General features: G+C 71.1%; 23 protein-coding genes. 16 read left to right on the forward strand and 7 right to left on the reverse strand.

Features of this window, described 5'->3' with window-relative positions:
- Window positions 1–105: 105 nt before the first annotated feature.
- Window positions 106–861, reverse strand: coding sequence for an acyltransferase (locus HNR02_RS01975; RefSeq protein WP_179771519.1), 756 nt, complete (start codon window positions 859–861; stop codon window positions 106–108).
- An 11-nt stretch (window positions 862–872) separates the two neighbouring features.
- On the opposite strand from HNR02_RS01975, the gene HNR02_RS01980 reads away from it, so the two are divergent.
- Window positions 873–1,832, forward strand: a complete 960-nt coding sequence (locus tag HNR02_RS01980) for a nucleoside hydrolase (RefSeq protein WP_179771520.1) — start codon at window positions 873–875, stop codon at window positions 1,830–1,832.
- Between the two features lie 23 nt (window positions 1,833–1,855).
- On the opposite strand, the gene HNR02_RS01985 is transcribed toward HNR02_RS01980, so the two are convergent.
- On the reverse strand, window positions 1,856–3,346 hold the full coding sequence (locus HNR02_RS01985; protein ID WP_312860873.1) for a plasmid pRiA4b ORF-3 family protein: 1,491 nt from the start codon (window positions 3,344–3,346) through the stop codon (window positions 1,856–1,858).
- A gap of 89 nt (window positions 3,347–3,435) precedes the next feature.
- A complete protein-coding gene (locus HNR02_RS01990; protein WP_179771521.1) occupies window positions 3,436–3,822 on the reverse strand; it encodes a nitroreductase/quinone reductase family protein in 387 nt (128 codons plus the stop codon).
- Between the two features lie 80 nt (window positions 3,823–3,902).
- On the opposite strand from HNR02_RS01990, the gene HNR02_RS01995 reads away from it, so the two are divergent.
- The 6 genes from HNR02_RS01995 to dprE2 all read left to right on the forward strand — a co-directional run bounded on the left by HNR02_RS01995 (window position 3,903) and on the right by dprE2 (window position 8,013).
- Window positions 3,903–4,484, forward strand: a complete 582-nt coding sequence (locus HNR02_RS01995; protein WP_179771522.1) for a TetR-like C-terminal domain-containing protein — start codon at window positions 3,903–3,905, stop codon at window positions 4,482–4,484.
- Between the two features lie 54 nt (window positions 4,485–4,538).
- Window positions 4,539–4,979: a MarR family winged helix-turn-helix transcriptional regulator gene (locus HNR02_RS02000; protein ID WP_312860874.1), complete on the forward strand. Its 441-nt coding sequence runs from the start codon at window positions 4,539–4,541 to the stop codon at window positions 4,977–4,979.
- Window positions 4,976–5,770, forward strand: coding sequence for an ABC transporter ATP-binding protein (locus tag HNR02_RS02005; protein ID WP_179771523.1), 795 nt, complete (start codon window positions 4,976–4,978; stop codon window positions 5,768–5,770). Before HNR02_RS02000 ends, HNR02_RS02005 begins: the two co-directional genes overlap by 4 nt.
- A complete protein-coding gene (locus tag HNR02_RS02010) occupies window positions 5,742–6,542 on the forward strand; it encodes an ABC transporter permease (protein ID WP_179771524.1) in 801 nt (266 codons plus the stop codon). The genes HNR02_RS02005 and HNR02_RS02010 overlap by 29 nt, the downstream gene beginning before the upstream one ends.
- An 82-nt stretch (window positions 6,543–6,624) precedes the next feature.
- Window positions 6,625–7,251 (forward strand): DUF4383 domain-containing protein, encoded by a 627-nt coding sequence (locus HNR02_RS02015; protein WP_218902582.1) that lies wholly within the window; start codon window positions 6,625–6,627, stop codon window positions 7,249–7,251.
- Window positions 7,252–7,272: 21 nt separating this feature from the next.
- The gene (gene dprE2 / locus HNR02_RS02020) at window positions 7,273–8,013 is read left to right on the forward strand and encodes a decaprenylphospho-beta-D-erythro-pentofuranosid-2-ulose 2-reductase (protein WP_179771525.1); all 741 of its coding nucleotides are present in this window, start codon (window positions 7,273–7,275) and stop codon (window positions 8,011–8,013) included.
- On the opposite strand, the gene HNR02_RS02025 is transcribed toward dprE2, so the two are convergent.
- The gene (locus HNR02_RS02025; RefSeq protein ID WP_179771526.1) at window positions 8,010–8,822 is read right to left on the reverse strand and encodes a hypothetical protein; all 813 of its coding nucleotides are present in this window, start codon (window positions 8,820–8,822) and stop codon (window positions 8,010–8,012) included. The two genes, dprE2 and HNR02_RS02025, sit on opposite strands and share 4 nt — an antisense overlap.
- A gap of 178 nt (window positions 8,823–9,000) precedes the next feature.
- Between HNR02_RS02025 and HNR02_RS02030 the strand changes: the two genes are divergently transcribed.
- The 4 genes from HNR02_RS02030 (at window position 9,001) to HNR02_RS02045 (ending at window position 10,902) form a co-directional block, all read left to right on the forward strand.
- A complete protein-coding gene (locus HNR02_RS02030; RefSeq protein WP_179771527.1) occupies window positions 9,001–9,183 on the forward strand; it encodes a hypothetical protein in 183 nt (60 codons plus the stop codon).
- 190 nt (window positions 9,184–9,373) lie between these two features.
- Window positions 9,374–9,910 carry a hypothetical protein gene (locus tag HNR02_RS02035; RefSeq protein ID WP_312860875.1) on the forward strand — a complete coding sequence of 179 codons (537 nt, stop codon included), beginning with the start codon at window positions 9,374–9,376 and terminating at the stop codon, window positions 9,908–9,910.
- Between the two features lie 21 nt (window positions 9,911–9,931).
- Window positions 9,932–10,411: a thioredoxin-dependent thiol peroxidase gene (gene bcp / locus HNR02_RS02040; protein WP_179771528.1), complete on the forward strand. Its 480-nt coding sequence runs from the start codon at window positions 9,932–9,934 to the stop codon at window positions 10,409–10,411.
- Window positions 10,412–10,446: 35 nt separating this feature from the next.
- Window positions 10,447–10,902, forward strand: a complete 456-nt coding sequence (locus HNR02_RS02045; protein WP_179771529.1) for a hypothetical protein — start codon at window positions 10,447–10,449, stop codon at window positions 10,900–10,902.
- 131 nt (window positions 10,903–11,033) lie between these two features.
- Here the strand turns inward: HNR02_RS02045 and HNR02_RS02050 are convergent, their stop codons facing one another.
- The gene (locus HNR02_RS02050) at window positions 11,034–11,744 is read right to left on the reverse strand and encodes a GntR family transcriptional regulator (protein ID WP_179771530.1); all 711 of its coding nucleotides are present in this window, start codon (window positions 11,742–11,744) and stop codon (window positions 11,034–11,036) included.
- A 208-nt stretch (window positions 11,745–11,952) separates the two neighbouring features.
- Here HNR02_RS02050 and HNR02_RS02055 point away from each other — a divergent pair, with 208 nt between their 5' ends.
- From HNR02_RS02055 to HNR02_RS02070, 4 genes are read left to right on the forward strand one after another with little or no spacing between them, the layout of a single operon-like run.
- On the forward strand, window positions 11,953–13,275 hold the full coding sequence (locus HNR02_RS02055) for an MFS transporter (protein ID WP_246338479.1): 1,323 nt from the start codon (window positions 11,953–11,955) through the stop codon (window positions 13,273–13,275).
- Window positions 13,272–14,048 (forward strand): LamB/YcsF family protein, encoded by a 777-nt coding sequence (locus HNR02_RS02060; protein ID WP_179771532.1) that lies wholly within the window; start codon window positions 13,272–13,274, stop codon window positions 14,046–14,048. The genes HNR02_RS02055 and HNR02_RS02060 overlap by 4 nt, the downstream gene beginning before the upstream one ends.
- On the forward strand, window positions 14,045–14,668 hold the full coding sequence (pxpB, locus tag HNR02_RS02065; RefSeq protein WP_179771533.1) for a 5-oxoprolinase subunit PxpB: 624 nt from the start codon (window positions 14,045–14,047) through the stop codon (window positions 14,666–14,668). The genes HNR02_RS02060 and pxpB overlap by 4 nt, the downstream gene beginning before the upstream one ends.
- Window positions 14,665–15,549, forward strand: coding sequence for a 5-oxoprolinase subunit C family protein (locus HNR02_RS02070; protein WP_179771534.1), 885 nt, complete (start codon window positions 14,665–14,667; stop codon window positions 15,547–15,549). Before pxpB ends, HNR02_RS02070 begins: the two co-directional genes overlap by 4 nt.
- Window positions 15,550–15,596: 47 nt before the next feature.
- Here the strand turns inward: HNR02_RS02070 and rdgB are convergent, their stop codons facing one another.
- On the reverse strand, window positions 15,597–16,199 hold the full coding sequence (gene rdgB / locus HNR02_RS02075) for an RdgB/HAM1 family non-canonical purine NTP pyrophosphatase (RefSeq protein ID WP_179771535.1): 603 nt from the start codon (window positions 16,197–16,199) through the stop codon (window positions 15,597–15,599).
- Entirely contained in the window at window positions 16,196–16,972 is a 777-nt protein-coding gene (rph, locus tag HNR02_RS02080) for a ribonuclease PH (protein ID WP_312860876.1), read from the reverse strand. The genes rdgB and rph overlap by 4 nt, the downstream gene beginning before the upstream one ends.
- Window positions 16,973–17,007: 35 nt before the next feature.
- Between rph and HNR02_RS02085 the strand changes: the two genes are divergently transcribed.
- On the forward strand, window positions 17,008–17,826 hold the full coding sequence (locus tag HNR02_RS02085; RefSeq protein ID WP_179771536.1) for a hypothetical protein: 819 nt from the start codon (window positions 17,008–17,010) through the stop codon (window positions 17,824–17,826).
- Window positions 17,827–17,977: the final 151 nt, after the last annotated feature.

The following is a 17,977-nucleotide window of genomic DNA, read 5'->3' on the forward strand; positions in this document are numbered from 1 at the left end:
ACACGGTGACGGGAACGGCAAACACGGCGGCGGCCTCGGCGTGTTGGCCGCTCCGGCGCGCGTGTTGGCCGCTCGGGGCGGCGTGTTGGCCGCTCGGGGGCGGGGTCAGTGCTGGTCGAGGGTTTTCCGCAGTGCCTTGTTCGCCTTGCGGGCCATGTCGGCGATGGCTTCGCGGCGTTCGGCGTCGGCTTCGTAGTCGGCGCGGCGGTCGCGCACCACGCGGGCCGGGGAGCCGACCGCGATGCCGTAGTCGGGGATGTCCCCGCGCACCACCGCGTGCGCGCCGAGCACACAGCCGCGGCCCACGCGGGTGCCCCGCAGGACCGAAACCTTCGTGCCGATCCAGGTGTCCGGCCCGATGCGGACCGGGGTCTTCACGATGCCCTGGTCCTTGATCGGCAGGGTGATGTCTGCGGTGACGTGGTCGAAGTCACAGATGTAGACCCAGTCGGCCACCAGGGTCGCCGAGCCGAGTTCGATGTCGAGGTAGCAGTTGACGACGTTCTGCCGCCCGAAGACCGCCTTGTCCCCGATGCGCAGCGAACCCTCGTGGCAGCGGATCGCGTTGCCGTCGCCGATGTGCACCCAGCGACCGATCTCCAGGCGCCCGTAACCGGGCCGGCAGTGGATCTCCACGTCCTTGCCGAGGAACACCATGCCGCGCAGGATGATGTGCGGGTTCGCGAGCCGGAACTTCAGCAGGCGGTAGTACCGGACCAGGTACCAGGGGGTGTAGGCGCGGTTGCGCAGCACCCAGCGCAGCGAGTCGGCGGTCAGGAACTTCGCCTGACGAGGGTCGCGCCGGGCGCGGCGCCAGGCCTGCACCCGGGACAGCACCGGCGATCCCCACATCGATGTCATAGGTTGACAGTATGCCGACTCCGATGATCATCGATACGGACCCGGGCGTGGACGACGCCTTCGCGATCTCGCTGGCAGCGTTGAGCGAGGAGGTCGACCTGCTGGGGGTCACGACGGTCTTCGGCAACGTCCCGCTCGAGGCGACAACGCTCAACGCCAGGCGCCTGCTCGCGCTGTGCGGCCGCGACGACGTGCCCGTAGCGGCGGGCGCGGCGCGACCGCTGGTTCACGCGCCACTGCGGCGCGCCAGTCACGTCCACGGGGCGGACGGGCTGTCCGGGCGTTCCGCGGCGTTGCCGGAGCCGGGCCGGGCGCTGGAGCCGGGTGGTGCGGTGAGCCTGCTGGTGTCGTTGCTGGAGGCGGCCGGGGAGCCGGTGACGATCGCGCCGATCGGGCCGCTCACGAACATCGCGCTGCTGCTGGCCGCCCACCCCGAGGTGCGGGAGAAGATCGCGCGCATCGTGATCATGGGCGGCGGGCTGGCCGGCGGGAACAGCACGGGCGCGGCGGAATTCAACATCTGGAGCGACCCCGAAGCGGCGCGGCGCGTCCTGGTCGAGGAGCCCGTGCCGTGCGTACTGGTGCCGATGGACCTGACGTACCGGTGCGCGGTGGACACCGCGTGGCTGGCCAAGCTGGCCGCGTCCGGGCCGATCGGTGCCGCACTGGAGGCGCTGACCCCGGACTATTCGTCGCACTACCGCAAAGCCCTGGGCTGGGACGGCATCGTGCTGCACGACGCGGTGGCGGTCGCCGAGGCGATCCGGCCGGGGATCCTCAAGACCGAGACCTACCCGGTCGAGGTGGAGTGCTCACTGGGCCCGGCCCGCGGCGCGACGCTCGTCGACCGGCGACGGCAGGGGCTGCGCGCCGAGGCCGAAGGCGACATCGCGCAGGGCCACATCGAGGTCGCCGTGGACACCGACCTGGACGGGCTCCGGTCCTTCGTCCTGGACCGCCTCGCGCGCTGACCGGCCGGAGCGGGGACTCGCGGTCAGGGGTGGGCCGGGTGCGGGAGCCGCAGCGCGGACAGGCGCCGGTTGCGGGAACCGGCGCTCTCCGCTCCCTTGGCCGCGCCGGTGCAGCGCGGGTACTTCGCCTTCGGGTCCGGGTCGAGGATCTTTTCGCAGGTGACGGAGTGCTCGACGCCGTTCGAGAAGAACCGCACGGCCGTTCCCGGGCGGACCAGCACGTGGGACAGGCGGACGTCGTGCTCGTCGCGGTCCTCGCCCAGACCGGAGAACGGGTCGGCGTACCGGACACCGTCGGCCTCGAAGTGGTGCTCGCCGTCCGCGTCGAGCGCTTCGGCGAGCACGCCGAGCGTCACGCTCGCCGGGATCACCAGCCGCCACCACCGCGGGGGTTTGCGCCCGGCGACGGTGACCTTCAGCTGGTACACGTGCAGCCGGACCGACGCGGCGAAGGCCCGCAGCTCGCGCCGCAACGCGGTCGCCTCGGGCTCGAGCGCGTCGAGGCCGCCCCGGTCACGCACGTAGTGGTATGCCTCCTCGACGCCGCTGCGCTCACGCGCGGACAACGCGTACTCGGTGACCAGGCGCCGTCGCTCCGCTTCGGACAGCCCCGGGCCTTCGTCCCACATCTCCAGCATCGCCGCGGCGTGCGGCCGCACGTTGCGGTGGCTCAGCGCGCTATGCCACGCGGGCAGGACCTCGGCGCCGAAGCCCGCGACGACCTCGATCGCCGCGACGCGTTCCACCGGTGACGTGAACTCCGCCGCGTGCAGCAACTGCGCGGCGCCGTCGACCGGACGCCTGTCCTCGAACCAGCGCTGCGCCTGGCGCCAAGCCTCGTCGGCCGGCAGCGGCGCCAGCCTGCCGAGCAGTTGCGTGGCGCGCAGGTCCGGCGTGACCGGACGAGGTTCGCGAGCGGCCCATTCGTCGAGCGCCCACTGTCCCAACGGCGTGACTTCGCGGTGGCCGTCGAGTGCGCCGAACTCGGTCAGCACGTCCACGGCAGCGCCGAGCGGGAACGGTTCCACGCCGCCGAAGCTCACCGGGACGGCGCCCGCGTCCTCGTCGCCCTTCAACAGCCGGTGCACGGAAAACCCGAGGTCGTCCAGCAGCGGGCCGTTGACCAGCGCGGTCAGCACCGCGCGGCACAGCGCGTGCGCGCCGCGGCGGCGCGGGTCGGCCGACTCGGCGCGCAGGACCGCGTCGAGACCCTTGAGCCACAACTGCGCCGGATCGTCGTCGGCCGGGCGCGCGACCGCTTCCGCGACGCCGACTTCGATCAGTCCGGCACCCTCGGCGGCGACCCACGGCCGGTGGATCGGCACGACGTCGGCGGCCGAGCGGACCTTCTCCCCCACCTCGACGCCGAGCACCCCGGCGACCGACGGGACATCGGCCGGCCGCAGAACTCCTTGGGCGGTAACGGGTCTCCCGCTGCCGACCCACGTCGCCAGCGCCCTCGTCCTGGACAGCGCGGGACACTGACTCGCCAGGGTGGAGATGCCGGTACTCACCCGCAGGACTCTAGCGAGGGCGCACCGGCCGGTCCCGACCGTCCACAGTAGCCACCGAGCACTGTCGACAAGTCGATCAACCCGCTGATCTAGTCCAGATCCACGCGAACGGTCAGCGGCGCGGTACCCAGGCGGCGCACCATCATGCTGTTGAACGCGGGCAGCTTGTTCAGCCGCTCGTACGGGTCGTCCTCGGGCAACAGGTGCGCCGTGCCCGTGCGCCACGTCGAGCCGAGCCTGACGCGGACCGCCGGGTTCGCCTCGATGTTGCGGATGTAGGCGGCACGCGGGCCGTCACCGGAGACGAACCAGAACGCGCCGTCGATCACCTTGCCACCGACCGGGACCTGCCGTGGCAACCCGCTGCGCCTGCCGGTCGTCTCCAGCACCACCTGGCCGGGCATCATCCGCATCACCGGGTTGATCGCGCGGTGGAACGCGTCCGCCCGGCGCTTCTTCTGTTCCGGTGTCACCATGTCGTCCCCCTTTGCCGAAACCATAAGTCTCGTCAAGCATTGCCGAGACCGATGGTTCCGTCAAGAGCTAGAGTCGGGCCATGCCACGACGCGCGCACACCGGACGCCGCCGGAACGAAGCCGCACGCGAAGCGATCCTCGCGGCCGCGGCGGATCTCCTGGCGCGCGACGACACGGCGATCAGCGTCGGCGCCATCGCCGCCGCGGCCGGTGTCGGCAAGCAGACCATCTACCGCTGGTGGCCGTCGAAGGGCGCGGTCCTACTGGAGGCAGCCATCGAGCGCGCGCAGGAACTGACTCCGCGACCGGACACCGGCAGCTTCGCGGGCGATCTCGAAACCTTCCTCGTCGCCACCTTCGAGACGGTGTCCGCGCCCCCGGTACGCGCGCTCCTCCGCACGTCGATGGCCGAGGCGCTGCGGGACCCGGCGGCCGCCGATGCGCTCCGGGCCTTCACGCTCAGCCGCCGCGAAATGCTACTGGAGATCCTCGACCGGGCCGGTGAACGCGGCGAGGCCGACGAGGGCACCGACCGGCACCTGTTCGCCGATCAGGCCTTCGGCGTGCTCTGGTACCGCGTCCTGCTCGGACACGATCCGCTCACCCCCGCCGCGGCCCGCGCACTGGCCGCGAACCTGGTGCGTTCGTGCGGTTCCTCCTGATCGCAGCGGTTGTGAGCGTTGCTAATAGCTCTTAGTCAGAGCTACTTTGCGGAAGTGCGAGAACTGGCCGAGAACCTGATGACCACCACCGCGGCGCTGCGGCGGGTGACCCGGCGGCGCGTGCGGGAGACACTGCCGCACCCGCCCCTGCGCGTCGCCCAGATCGAGCTGCTCCGCGAGGTCGAGAAACAGCCCGGTACCGGAGTCGCCGCGGCGGCCCGTTCACTGCACCTGGCCGGGAACTCCGTCAGCACGCTCGTCAACCAGCTCGTGGACGCGGGCCTGCTCGAACGACGGGTCGACCCGGACGACCGCCGCGCCGCGCGACTCGACCTGACCGGCACGGCACGCGAACGGCTGGCGAACTGGCGCCGCACACGCACCGAGTTCGTCGCGACCGCCGTCGCCACCCTGCCCGCCGAGGACCGCGAAGCGATCGAGGCCGCGTTGCCCGCTCTCGGCAGGCTGATCGACGCACTCCAGGAGGAGAGATGACCGCACCCGCGGTGCGCTGCACCGGGCTCCGCCACGCCTTCGGTGACACGGTCGCCGTCGACGGTGTCGACCTGGAGATCCCGGCGGGCCAGGTCTTCGGCCTGCTCGGGCCCAACGGCGCAGGCAAGACCACGACCATCCGGATGATCACCACGTTGCTGCCGTCGAAGGCAGGCGCGATCGAAGTCTTCGGGCTCGACGTCGCACGCCGCAAGATGCCCGTGCGGCGGCTGATCGGCTATGTACCACAACAGCTTTCCGCCGACGGGACGCTGAGCGGGCGGGAGAACGTCGCATTGTTCGCCCGGCTCTTCGACGTCCCTCGCCGCGACCGCGCCGAACAGGTCGACAGGGCCCTCGGCGCGGTCGGCCTGCTCGACGACGCCGGCAGGCAGGCCTCGACCTACTCCGGCGGCATGATCCGCCGCCTCGAACTCGCGCAGGCGCTCGTCAGCGCCCCGCGCCTGCTGATCCTCGACGAGCCCACCATCGGACTCGACCCGGTCGCCCGTACCGGCGTGTGGGAACGCATCGAGCAGGTCCGCGTCGAGACCGGCATGACCGTCCTGGTCACCACGCACTACATGGACGAGGCCGAGCAGTACTGCGAACAGGTCGCGCTCATGCACCGCGGCCGCATCCGCGCACAGGGCAGCCCCGCGCGGCTGCGGGCGGAACTGGGGCCGGAGTCCACTCTGGACGACGTGTTCCGCGCGGTCACCGGTGACGCCTTCGACGACTCCGACAAGGGAGGGATGCGCAATGTCCGCGCCGCTCGCCGCCTGGGCTGACCCGGCCCCGGTCCGCCGCCTGCTGTCCAGGGTCGGCACGATGTGCCTGGTGGAGCTGCAGAAGCTCCGCCGCGACCGTTCCGAGCTGATCACCCGGGCGATCCAGCCCGCGCTCTGGCTGCTGATCTTCGGCGAAACCTTCACGCGGCTGCGCGCGATCCCCACCGGCGACACTCCCTACCTGGACTTCCTCGCCCCGGGGATCCTCGCGCAGTCGGCGTTGTTCATCGCGATCTTCTACGGCATCCAGATCATCTGGGAACGCGATGCCGGCGTGCTGGGCAAGCTGCTCGTCACCCCCACCCCGCGCGCCGCGCTGGTCACCGGCAAGGCGTTCGCAGCGGGGGTGCGCGCGTTCGTGCAGGCGGTGATCGTGATGGTCCTGGCCGCGATCCTCGGCGTGGACCTGACGGCGAATCCCCTGAAACTGCTCGGCGCCGCTCTCGCGGTCGTGCTCGGCTCGGCGTTCTTCTGCTGCCTGTCGATCGTGATCGCCGGGCTGGTGCTGTCCCGCGAACGGCTGATGGGGATCGGGCAGGCGATCACGATGCCGTTGTTCTTCGGCTCGAACGCGCTCTACCCGGTGGACCTGATGCCGGGTTGGCTGCGCGAGCTCAGTCACGTCAACCCGCTCAGTGACGAAGTGGACGCGCTACGGGGACTGCTGATCGGCACCCCGTCACACCTCCGGCTGGACTTCGGCGTGCTCGCCGTGGCCGCCGCGATCGCCATCTCCGTCGCTTCCGCCCTGCTCGGACGGCTGGTCCGGTAAGTTTGCCCGATTCGCCCGCCGGGTAGCCCGCCAGGCACATCACGCAACCGTGGTGTCCCGTCGGACAAAGGGGACAGGCGACATGTCTCGTACGGAACACGCCCGCGTCCGGGTGGCCGGCTTCCAGCCGGTCCAGGTGCTCGCCGGGCTCGTCGGACTGGTCTACCTCGCACTCGGCATCGTCGGGTTCGTGCGGACCGGGTTCGGCGACTTCACCGGCAACCAGGACCACATGGTGCTGGGCTTCCTGGTCAACCCGCTGCACAACCTGATCCACATCGTCGTCGGTGTGGTCGGCCTGCTGTTCGCGGCGTCGTCGGCGTCCGCGCGCACGTTCGGCTGGATCCTGTTCATCGGGTTCGGCCTGGTCGGGATCTGGGGGCTGATGATCACCGGGGTGATCTCCTCGAACCCGGTGTCCGGTCTGGGCAACCCGCTCAACCTCAACGCCGCCGACAACTGGCTGCACCTGGTGACCGCCGTGCTCGGCCTGGTGATGGCGATCATGCCGGCGCGCAAGAAGGCACACGTCGAAACGGACGAACCCGCCGACACAGCGGTGCAGCAGCCGGTGACGACCGGCGACACCGTGGTGGGCAACGCGGACGTCCCGACCCGCCCGGTCCCGCAGCAGACGGCCGCGGCCCCGGCGGGTCACCACCGCCCGTCGCGCTGGAAGATCCACCGGCCCGGGCGCGCCGCCCACTGATCGTCGGGCAGACTGCCCCGCGTGAGCGGAACGGTGCTGGTGCTCGGCGGGCGCAGTGAGATCGGCCTCGCCGTCGCGCGGAAACTCGTGGGCGGGGCAGGGAAGTTCGTGCTGGCGGCCCGGCGCAGCGACGACCTCGGCGAGGAGGAGGCGTCACTGCGGCGGGCCGGCGCCACGGAGGTGGCACGGGTCGAGTTCGACGCCGACGACGTGGCCCGGCATCGCGAGGTGCTGGACGCGGTGGTCGCCGAGCACGGTCCACTGGAGACGGTCGTGGTGGCGTTCGGCCTGCTGGGCGACCAGGCCCGCGCGGAACGGGAAGCGGCGCACGCGGTGGCCGTGATCCACACGGACTACGTCGCGCACGTGAGCATCCTGACCGAGCTGGCCAACCTGCTGCGCGAGCAGGGCCATGGACGGCTCGTCGTGTTCTCCTCGGTCGCCGGGGTCCGGGTCCGGCGCGCGAACTACGTGTACGGCTCGGCGAAGGCCGGGCTGGACGGTTTCGCGAGCGGCCTGGCCGATGCACTGCACGGCAGCGGGGTGCGGTTGGTGCTGGTGCGGCCGGGATTCGTGATCGGCAGGATGACGGAGGGCATGTCCCCCGCCCCGTTCTCCAGCACACCGGAACAGGTCGCCGCCGCGACGGTGCGTGCGCTCGAGCGAGGGCGCGGCGAGGTGTGGGTGCCGCCGGTGCTGCGCCCGGTGTTCTTCCTGATGCGCCTGCTGCCCCGCCCGGTGTGGCGGCGCATGCCGCGTTAGCGGCCGAGGAGGCCGCCGACCAGGTCGCCCACGACGCCGAGCAGGCCGCCGTTGTTGTCCTGGCGCGGCTTCGACGTGCTGGTACCTGAGGAGGAGCCGGGGGTTTCCTCGTCGGAGGGCGACGTGGTCGTGCTCTCCGGCGGGGTGGTCGTCGTCGTGGGCTGGGTGCTGCTCGACTCCGTGGTCGTGGCGGCGGGCCCCGGAGCCGCGGTCGTCGGCGCGACCGTCGAACCGGTGCCGGTGGTCGACCGGCTGGTGCGCGACTCGCTGCCGGAACTGCTCTCCGCGGACTGCGAGTCCGGCGCCTGCGCCTGGGACGACGCGCTGCCGGACGGCGGCAGGCTCGAGCTGCTCGACTCCGTCGGGGTACTGGTGGCCAGCAACTGCTGCTGCGGCCCGGAGATCGTGCTCGTCGGCGCGTAGCCGGTGCTGGTGTCCGGGCCGCCACCGGCCCCGCCCGGCGCGGCGGCGTCGTGCAGCTGACCGGTGCCGAGCGTCGAGGCGGCGACACCGCACAACGCGGCCACACCCGCGGCGATCGCGCCGAGGCGACCGACCTTGCGCTTGTCCCACCTGCTGCCGGGCTCGCTCTCCCGGCGCAGGATGCTCGCCGCCGGAATGCGCACGGTCGGCGCCTCGGCCATCTCGGGCGTGATGCCGGAGTCGTCGAACCCGGGCTCCGGCGCGGAAGTCTTCGGCAGCTTGACGGCGGTGAACTCCTGCGTGACGCCTTCCCGGTGCAGCAACTCCGCGACACTGATGCGCCGCGTCGTTTCACTCGCCCGGGTGGCCTTGTCGTCGCTCGTCACGCTGAAACCTCTCCACATCGCTTACTGCCCGCGACATGATTACTGTTGTTATCAGTTCGTATCCTTATCTCGTGACTGACGTCACACCCGTTGGGCCAGATGTCGTACGGGCAGTGACCGGCCGGTAGCGCAGGCGAGGAGATACTGTGGCCGTCATCGCACATGCGGAGGTGACGACGTGGCGGGCCGCAACCCTCTCTCGTGGGTGAGCAGCGTGGCGGACTGGTTCGAGCAACGCGGCGTCTACGTGCCCGGCGAGGACAATCACAGCGTCGACCCGTGGCGCGACTTCGGCTGGCTGATCGTCGCCTGGCTACTGGGGTGCGGCACCTTCATCCTCTTCCTCGCGCTGGCCGTGTGACCCCGGCTGGGGTGAGGGCGGTCACGACTGGTGCCGTTCCGATCACGGATCGGCCACATCCCGACACCAGGTCCGCCTCAACCCCCCGCGCTGACTCGCAAGCGGTCGCCGGTAGGGACAGAGTGGAGCCGGCCCCGGTCGAAATACCTACCCCGAACGGCCCAGCCGGGTGGCAGCCGAAGAAGAGGAAGTGGCCCCTGTGCGCACCCCGAGGCACGCGATGGCCGCTCTCGCCCTGGTGGCGGTCACCGCTTGCGGTGCACCGGCGCCGGTCGACGGCGGGTCGACGAGCACCGGCGGTGATGTCACGCTCCAGCAAGCGGTTCCCGCGCTGCGCACGGTGGACTTCGGCGGCCGGTTCCGGTTCGACGACGGGATCGCGGTGTCGGTGTCGGCGCCGAAACCGTTCCGCCCCAGCACCAGCGCCTATCCGCGCAGCGACCGGGCGGTGGCGTTCGAGATCTTGATCCGCAACGACAGCGAGCAGCCGTTCCGGCTGTCCGGGCTGAGCGTGTCCGCCACGGTCGGCGAGGTCGCATCCAAGCAGGTGGTCGACTCGACGCAGGGCTACAGCGGGATCGTCGAGGCCGGGAAGGACGTGCAGCCCGGCCGGGACGTGCGGGTGAACCTGGCCTTCACCGCGCCGCCGCAGCCCGCCGAGATGAAACTGACGCTGCGGCCGACCGCGACCAGCCCGGTGATCGCCGTGTACTGCGGGGCCGCCTGAGCGCCCGGATACGCTCGGAGCATGACTGACCCGAAGCGGCTTTCCCCCGGCGACAAGGCTCCCGACTTCACCCTTCCGGACAGCACGGGCAAGCAGGTCTCGCTGTCGGACTTCCGGGGCAGACAGGTCGTCGTCTACTTCTACCCCGCGGCGGGCACGCCGGGCTGCACCAAACAGGCCTGCGACTTCCGGGACAACCTCGGCGAACTGGACGGCGCCGGCTACCAGGTCATCGGTGTCTCGCCGGACAAGCCGGAGAAGCTGGCCAAGTTCGCCGAGGCGGAGCAGCTGAACTTCCCGCTGCTGTCCGACCCGGACAAGACGGTGCTCACGGAGTGGGGCGCGTTCGGCGAGAAGAAGAACTACGGGCGCGTTGTCCAGGGAGTCATCCGGTCCACCTTCGTGATCGACGCTCAGGGCACGATCGTCGAGGCGCGGTACAACGTGCGGGCGACCGGCCACGTGGCGAAGCTGCTCAAGGACCTGAAAATCTCCGCCTGAGTGCGCGTCTGAAGTAGTTCAGATGACCTGGCGGTATGACCGTCGAGCGGTTTCCCTACTCCGACTTCCTGCTCGGGCCGGGCAAGGTCCTGCCCGCGTTGGAGGGCTCGGACGTCGTCCTCGAGCGCCGCGACGACGAGAACCTTGTGCTGACCAGGATCGAACGCTTCGAGGCGGCCCAGTCCGGGATGAGCGTGGCTGCCCACGCGCTTCAGGCCCTGCTGAAGCGCGACAGACCTCTGGCCGAGGAACTGCTCACCGAACAACTGTCCTGGCTGCACTGGCTGCCGCCGGACGAGCGCGGCGACTGCGTGCGCGATCTGCTCGCACACCTGCTGGCCGGCGCGGACACGAACAGTCTGCTGCCGTTCGCGAGAGCGCTGAGCGCATGGCAGTCGACGGCTGAGGCTTGGAGCGATCCCGAGCTGGCCGAACGTGTGCGGTCGGACTTCCCGGGCGACGGACCCGCGCTGGAGCGGCCCGCTCGATGACCAAGCGTCGTCCGTGCGCCCCGCGGACGTGGGACTCGCGGCCCTGAACGTGGGATTCGCCGGGGCGTCCGCGAGTCCCACGTTCCCGCGCGCGAGTTCCACGTTCCCGCAAGCGAGTTCTGCACTCGCGGTCACATCATCTTGCGGTAGGCGTCCACCAGCTGCTTCTCGGCGTCGTCGAGGTAGTCGGCCAGCAGGTGTTCCGCCGCCGTGCCGTCGCCGGCGCGCAACGTCTCCAGGATCTCCCGGTTCCGTTCCAGGTACGGCTCGTGGAAGGGCTGCGGGTCGGCCATCACGTGGAATACCAGGCGCAGCTCGGCGAGCAGTCCGCGGACCAGCTCGTCGACGCGGGGGCTGCCCGCGAGCGTGATCAGGGCCTGGTGGAAGTGGATGTTGGCGGTGCCGAGCTCGCGCCAGGCCTGACGCTTCCGCGCGTCCTCGCCGTCCGCCACCGCGGCCTCCACCGCCTGCAGCTTGTCGCCGGGCGGGGTCGTGATCTCCCGCAGCACGGCGCATTGCACGAGCTTGCGCACCTTGTACAGGTCCGTGACGTCCTCGACCGACAGGCGGCGCACGAAGACGCCTCTGTTGAGTTCGTGCACCAGCAGTTTCTCGTGCGTGAGCAGCCGGAACGCCTCGCGCAGCGTGTTGCGTGAGACGCCGAGCGCGCCACCGATCGTCTCCTCGGACAGGCGGCTGCCCGGCTCGAAGAAGCCTTCCGTGATGCGCGTGCGCAGGATGTCGGCCAGCCGCTCGGCGGTGCTGGTGCGCCCCAGGAGCAGGCGGTCCGCTTCGAGGCCGGTGCTGAGGATCGAGCCCATGGACTCGGCGTCGGTGCTCATCGGGCCTCCGGTAGGTGAGGGGTCGGACCGCGTTACGGAAAGTTAACCAGCGAATCGAAGGACGGTCCAACCTGGGACTTGTTCTACGAAAAGTCTATCCAAGCGCTTCGGACCGCCGTCGATGTTCCGGGAAAGTATTGACGGATCGTTCAACAATCCCTAACTTCATGACCTACCTCACTACCCTTCGATGCGGATGGACAACGTGATGACCGACTCCACCCCCACCACGGACAAGCGGTCCCTGCGCCGCGCGTTCGTCGCGAGCTTGTCAGGCACCACCCTCGAGTACTACGACTTCGCGGCCTACTCGGTCGCGGCCGCGACCCTGTTCGGCAAGCTGTTCTTCCCCTCGGGCGACGCACTCGCCGGCACCATGGCCGCGTTCTCGACCTACGCGGTCGGCTACCTGGCCCGTCCGCTCGGCGGGTTCATCTTCGGCCGCCTCGGCGACAAGCTCGGCCGCAAGCAGGTACTGGTTTTCACCCTGCTGCTCACCGGTATCGCGACCTTCCTGATCGGTGTCCTGCCGACCCACGCCGCGGTCGGCGGATGGGCCGCCGTGCTGCTCGTGCTGCTGCGCTTCGCGCAGGGGGTCGGTGTCGGCGGCGAGTGGGGCGGCGCGGTGCTGCTCTCCAGTGAGTTCGGTGACCCGAAGAAGCGTGGATTCTGGGCCTCCGCAGCGCAGATCGGCCCGCCCGCGGGCAACCTGCTGGCCAACGGTGTCATCGCACTGCTGACCCTGATGCTGTCGACCGCCGCGTTCGAGTCCTGGGGCTGGCGCGTGGCGTTCCTGCTGTCCGGCGTCCTGGTGCTGTTCGGCCTGTGGCTGCGGATGAAGCTCGAGGAGACCCCGGTCTTCAAGAAGATCGCGGAGAAGGGCGAGGCGCCGAAGGCCCCGCTGAAGGAGGTCTTCACCCAGGAGCCGCGTGCCCTGATCGCCGGCATCCTCGTCCGCATCTGCCCGGACGTGCTGTACTCGCTGTTCACCGTCTTCGTCCTCACCTACATGACCACCGAGCTGGGCATGAGCCGCAGCCAGGGCCTGACCGCGGTGATGATCGGCTCGGCGTTCCAGCTGTTCCTGATGCCCGCCGCCGGTGCGCTGTCCGACCGGTTCAACCGGCGCACGATGTACATGGTGGGCACCATCGCCGCCGCGATCTGGCCGTTCCTGTTCTTCCCGCTGGCCGGCACCAAGTCCTACCTGGCCATCGCGGTCGGCATGGTGGTCGCGCTCGCGATCCACGCTCTGCTCTACGGCCCGCAGGCCGCGCTGATCACCGAGCAGTTCTCCGAGCGCCTGCGCTACACCGGCAGCTCGCTGGCCTACACGCTGGCCAGCGTGGTCGGTGGCGCCGTCGCCCCGCTCATCTTCACGGCCCTGATCGCCAGCTACGACTCCTGGGTCGCGGTCGCGCTGTACGTCGTGGTCACCGCGGTGGCGACCGGTATCGGCGTGGTCCTCAGCCGCAAGGCGCCGGAGGAGACGGTCGTGGTCCAGGCCGAGACGGCGGAACTCGCACGATGAGCGCCCCCGCGACCACCGCCACCATCGACCTGAACTGCGACGTGGGCGAAGGGTTCGGCGCCTGGCGGATAGCCGATGACGAAGCCCTGCTGGACGTCGTGACCGGCGCCAACGTGGCCTGCGGCTTCCACGCCGGTGACCCCTCGACCATGCGGCACGTCTGCGAGGCGGCGGTGAAGCGCGGGGTCACCATCGGAGCCCACGTCGGGTACCGGGACCTGGCCGGGTTCGGCCGCCGGTTCCTCGACGTGGACCCCGTCGAACTGATCGACGAAATCCTCTACCAGCTGGGCGCGCTCGACGCGCTGGCCGGCGCGGCGGGCGGCGAGGTCGCCTACGTCAAACCGCACGGCGCGCTCTACAACGCCATCGCCACGCACGAGAAGCAGGCGGGCGCGGTGGCCGAGGCGGTGTGGCAGTACGACCCGACGTTGCCCGTGCTCGGGCAGCCCGGGTCCCGGTGGCTGGCGCGAGCAGGAGAAGCCGGGCTGACCACCATCGCCGAAGCCTTCGCCGACCGCGGCTACTCGCCCGACGGGCGGCTCCTGCCCCGGCGTGAGCCGGGCGCGGTGCTGCACGACCCGGACGAGGTCGCGCGCCGGTGCGTCCGGCTGGTGCGGGACGGGGAGGTGGTGGCCGTGGACGGCACGGTCATCCCGCTGCAGGCGGGATCGTTGTGTGTGCACAGCGACACCCCGGGCGCGGTTGCGCTGGCCACCGCGGCCCGCACCGCGCTGGTGTCGGCCGGGGTCGAGGTGCGGAGCTTCGCATGAAGATCCGGCGTTGCGGGGACCAGGCGCTGCTCGTCGACGTCGGCGAAGACGGCGACGGCATCGGCAAGGTCCTCGGCCTCTACTCCGCACTGGCCGACGACCGTCCCGAAGGCGTGACCGAACTGGTGCCGGCCGCGCGCACCCTGCTGGTGCGTTTCGACCGGACCGTGATCGGGGCCGGTGAGCTGGCCGAGCTGCTGGCCGGTACCGCACCGGTGCCCGCCAAGGCGATGCGCGGTGAGCTGGTCGAGATCCCGGTGTACTACGACGGGGCCGACCTGGCCGAGGTCGGCAAGCACACCGGCCTCGGCGCGGACGGTGTCGTCGAGATGCACACCGCGTCGGAGTACACGGTGGCCTTCGGCGGGTTCGCCCCCGGTTTCGGCTACCTGACCGGCCTGAACCCCAAGCTCCACCTGCCACGGCGGGCCACGCCACGAACGCACGTGCCGGCGGGCGCTGTCGCCATCGCGGGCGAGTTCACCGGCATCTACCCGCGGTCGTCGCCGGGCGGCTGGCAACTGGTCGGGCGGACCGAGGTCCCGCTGTGGGATCCCGCCCGGCGCCCGCCCGCCCTGCTCCGGCCGGGCACCCGCATCCGCTTCCGGGAGGTTCGATGATCGAGGTGGTGCGGCCGGGCCCGCTGACCACGGTGCAAGACCTGGGGCGTCCGGGACTGGCCGCCCTGGGGGTCGGCCGGTCCGGGGCGGCGGACCGCCGGTCCGCGGCGCTGGCGAACCGGCTCGTCGGCAACCTCGACGGCGCGGCGGTGCTGGAGACCACCTTCGGTGGGCTCGTGCTGCGGTTCCGGCAGGTGGCGCGGGTCGTCGTGACCGGCGCGCCGTGCCCGGTCCGGCGTGGGGCCCGTGGTGAGGCAATGAACGCGCCGTTCACGGTCTGGCCCGGTGACGAGCTGACGTTGGGCATGCCCTCGTCCGGCCTGCGCACCTACGTCGCGGTGCGTGGCGGGATCGGCGTGGACAAGGTGCTCGAATCGCGCTCGACCGATCTGCTGGCGGGTCTGGGACCGGCCGCGCTGAGCGAGGGCGACGAGCTGCCCATCGGCAGGGACGAGTGCGGGCCGCTGCCCTCGGTGGAGGTCGCGCCGGTGCCCGATCCGGCCGGGTTCGCGCTGACCGTGCGGGTCATGCCCGGCCCGCGCGATGACTGGTTCACGCCCGAAGCGCTGCGCACCTTCGCGACGGCGACCTACGAGGTCACCTCGGAGAGCAACCGGGTCGGCGTGCGGTTGAGCGGCCCGGAGCTGTCACGGGCGCGCACGGGTGAGCTGCTCAGCGAGGGGATGGTGCCCGGTGCGATCCAGGTGCCGCCCTCGGGGCTGCCGCTGGTCTTCCTGGCCGACCACCCGGTGACCGGCGGGTACCCGGTGATCGGCGTGGTGCTGACCGACGACCTGCCGGTGATGGCCCAGGCCCGCCCGGGCCAGTCGGTGTCGTTCCGCCTGGTCCCGGCCGAGCTCCCGGTCCCGACGGCGGCCTGAAACTCCCGGAGGGCCACCTGCCCTGGGTGGCCTTCCGGGGCTCCACGTCAGACGAGGTCGCGCAGCGCGGGGAGCAAGGCGCGCAGCGCGCGGCCGCGGTGTGAGGCCGCGTCCTTCTCCGCCGGTTCCATCTCCGCCGACGTGCGGGTCTCCCCCTCCGGCACGAAGATCGGGTCGTAGCCGAAACCGTGGGTGCCACGGGCCTTCCGGATCAGCCGCCCACGCCACTCGCCGCGCACGGTCGTCTCCTCGCCGCCCGGCAGGACCAGCGCCGCCGCGCACACGAAGCCCGCTCCGCGCCGCTCGTCCGGCGTGTCGGTGAGCTGGGCGAGCACGAGGTCGAGGTTCGCCTGGTCGTCGCCGTGCCGTCCCGACCAGCGGGCCGACAGCACGCCCGGCATCCCGTTCAGCGCGTCCACCGCGATGCCGGAGTCGTCGGCGACCGCGGGCAGTCCGGTCGCCGCGACCGCGTCCCGGGCCTTCGCGACCGCGTTCTCCTCGAAGGTCGCGCCCGTCTCCGGCGCCTCCGGGAACTCGGGCACGTCGGCCAGCCCGATCACCTCGAGCCCTTCGATGCCCTCGGCGGCGAGGATCCGCCGCAGCTCGTCGAGCTTCTTCGGGTTGCGCGTGGCGAGCAGGACGCGGCTCACTTCGATCCCTTCTTCTTGCCCGCCACCGGCTCCGGCAGCTCGTACGGGTAGTCCTCGGCCAGCGCGGCCGTCTGCAGCCGCGTCAGCTCCGCGCACCCCTCCTGAGCGAGGTCCAGCATCTTGTCCAAAGTGGAGCGCGTAAAGGTGGCACCCTCGCCGGTGCCCTGCACCTCGATGAGCGTGCCCGCGTCGGTGGCGACGACGTTCATGTCGACCTCGGCGCGCGAATCCTCCTCGTAGGGCAGGTCCAGGCGCACGCGCCCGTCCACCACCCCGACGCTGATCGCCGACACCATCGCCGACAGCGGTTGTGGATCGGCCAGGCGGCCTGCCGCGGCGAGCCAGGTGACCGCGTCGGCCAGCGCGACGTAGCCGCCGGTGATCGCGGCCGTGCGGGTGCCGCCGTCGGCCTGGATGACGTCGCAGTCCAACTGGATCGTGTTCTCGCCCAGCGCGGACAGGTCGATGCAGGCCCGCAGCGCGCGGCCGATGAGCCTGCTGATCTCGTGGGTCCGCCCGCCGACGCGGCCCTTGACGGACTCGCGATCGCTGCGGTCGTGCGTGGCCGAGGGCAGCATCGCGTACTCGGCCGTCACCCAGCCCAGTCCCGATCCGGCCCGCCACCGCGGCACACCTTCGCTGACGCTCGCCGCGCAGAGCACCTTCGTGTTGCCGAACTCGATGAGCACCGAGCCGGCCGGCCACTGCTGGAATCCCCGCGTGATCTTCACGTCGCGGAGCTGGTCGTCGTTCCTGCCGTCTTTTCGCACCACGCGGCCAGCGTAGAACCCCGCTACCGTGCTTGTTCATGCGCGCCGCCTTCGCGACCTTGCTCGCCTGCCTGCTGTGCCTGACCGCCGCACCCGCCACCGCGAGCACGACCACGTGTCCGACCACCCTGACCTGCACCGTCGAGGACATCGACGGGATGACGATCGCGCAACGGCTGACGTTCGTGCGCACCCTTTCGACCGGTCCGGCGGCGGAAGTGGTCCCGGGTTACGCGCCGCGCTGGCGCAACATCGAGGGCGTCCTGCGGTTCTTCGCCGACCGCGATCTGGGTGCGTCCGGCACCTGGGTGTCCTATGTGGATGCGGGCATTCTGGAGGGCATCGAACGGGGCATCGCGCTGGCCCGCGGAGACAGTACGGACACGTTCGGCAACCCCGGTGCGTCCCGGTGGGCGAGCTACCTCACCCGCCTGCGTGACGGGGAGCTGTCCGCCCGGTCGGCGCACGACCGCGCGTGGAGCGAAGCCGAGCAGGCTTCGACCGAGTACGGGGTGCGGCTGGCCGAGCAGGTGCACGGCGTCCCGGCCACAGCCGTCGAGGAGCGCTTCTACCAGTTCTCCGAGTTCTACCGCTGGACGCTGCGCAGCCGACCGATGCTGCTCGACCTGCTGACCCCGCCGGTCGGCCCCGGTGAGGGGCGGCAGCTCACCTTCCTCGACTGGTTCACCGACGTCACCAACGACGTCCCCGCCCGCCGCGGGTCGCACCTGGCCTACGACCTCGCGGAGTTCGACGTACCGGGCGGTGCGCTGAACTTCGTGGCCCTGTTCCACGCCTACGCGGCCGCGCTGGCGGAGGACTATCTCCCCACGCCGTCGGAGCGGTGGTGGTACTGACGCTGCGCGATCGCGTTCCCTCGCCCCAGGCGATCGGCGCCGCGCCGCACGAGGCGAGCCCCGGCTGGCTGTCGCGGCCGTCGCCGAATCGGGCCGCTCCGCCATCTCGATCAGCCTGCCCGCGGGCTCGGCGATCTCGGCCGTCCACGCC

Source organism: Amycolatopsis endophytica (assembly GCF_013410405.1).
In the GTDB taxonomy this organism is placed as follows: Bacteria; Actinomycetota; Actinomycetes; order Mycobacteriales; family Pseudonocardiaceae; genus Amycolatopsis_E; species Amycolatopsis_E endophytica.

Bases quoted from the DNA above. Each gene is read 5' to 3' on its own strand.
- HNR02_RS01975 (WP_179771519.1), bottom strand. From the start codon at position 861: ATGACATCGATGTGGGGATCGCCGGTGCTGTCCCGGGTGCAGGCCTGG.
- HNR02_RS01980 (WP_179771520.1), top strand. From the start codon at position 873: ATGCCGACTCCGATGATCATCGATACGGACCCGGGCGTGGACGACGCC.
- HNR02_RS01990 (WP_179771521.1), bottom strand. From the start codon at position 3,822: ATGGTGACACCGGAACAGAAGAAGCGCCGGGCGGACGCGTTCCACCGC.
- HNR02_RS01995 (WP_179771522.1), top strand. From the start codon at position 3,903: ATGCCACGACGCGCGCACACCGGACGCCGCCGGAACGAAGCCGCACGC.
- HNR02_RS02005 (WP_179771523.1), top strand. From the start codon at position 4,976: ATGACCGCACCCGCGGTGCGCTGCACCGGGCTCCGCCACGCCTTCGGT.
- HNR02_RS02010 (WP_179771524.1), top strand. From the start codon at position 5,742: ATGTCCGCGCCGCTCGCCGCCTGGGCTGACCCGGCCCCGGTCCGCCGC.
- HNR02_RS02015 (WP_218902582.1), top strand. From the start codon at position 6,625: ATGTCTCGTACGGAACACGCCCGCGTCCGGGTGGCCGGCTTCCAGCCG.
- bcp (WP_179771528.1), top strand. From the start codon at position 9,932: ATGACTGACCCGAAGCGGCTTTCCCCCGGCGACAAGGCTCCCGACTTC.
- HNR02_RS02045 (WP_179771529.1), top strand. From the start codon at position 10,447: ATGACCGTCGAGCGGTTTCCCTACTCCGACTTCCTGCTCGGGCCGGGC.
- HNR02_RS02050 (WP_179771530.1), bottom strand. From the start codon at position 11,744: ATGAGCACCGACGCCGAGTCCATGGGCTCGATCCTCAGCACCGGCCTC.
- HNR02_RS02055 (WP_246338479.1), top strand. From the start codon at position 11,953: ATGACCGACTCCACCCCCACCACGGACAAGCGGTCCCTGCGCCGCGCG.
- HNR02_RS02060 (WP_179771532.1), top strand. From the start codon at position 13,272: ATGAGCGCCCCCGCGACCACCGCCACCATCGACCTGAACTGCGACGTG.
- pxpB (WP_179771533.1), top strand. From the start codon at position 14,045: ATGAAGATCCGGCGTTGCGGGGACCAGGCGCTGCTCGTCGACGTCGGC.
- HNR02_RS02070 (WP_179771534.1), top strand. From the start codon at position 14,665: ATGATCGAGGTGGTGCGGCCGGGCCCGCTGACCACGGTGCAAGACCTG.
- HNR02_RS02085 (WP_179771536.1), top strand. From the start codon at position 17,008: ATGCGCGCCGCCTTCGCGACCTTGCTCGCCTGCCTGCTGTGCCTGACC.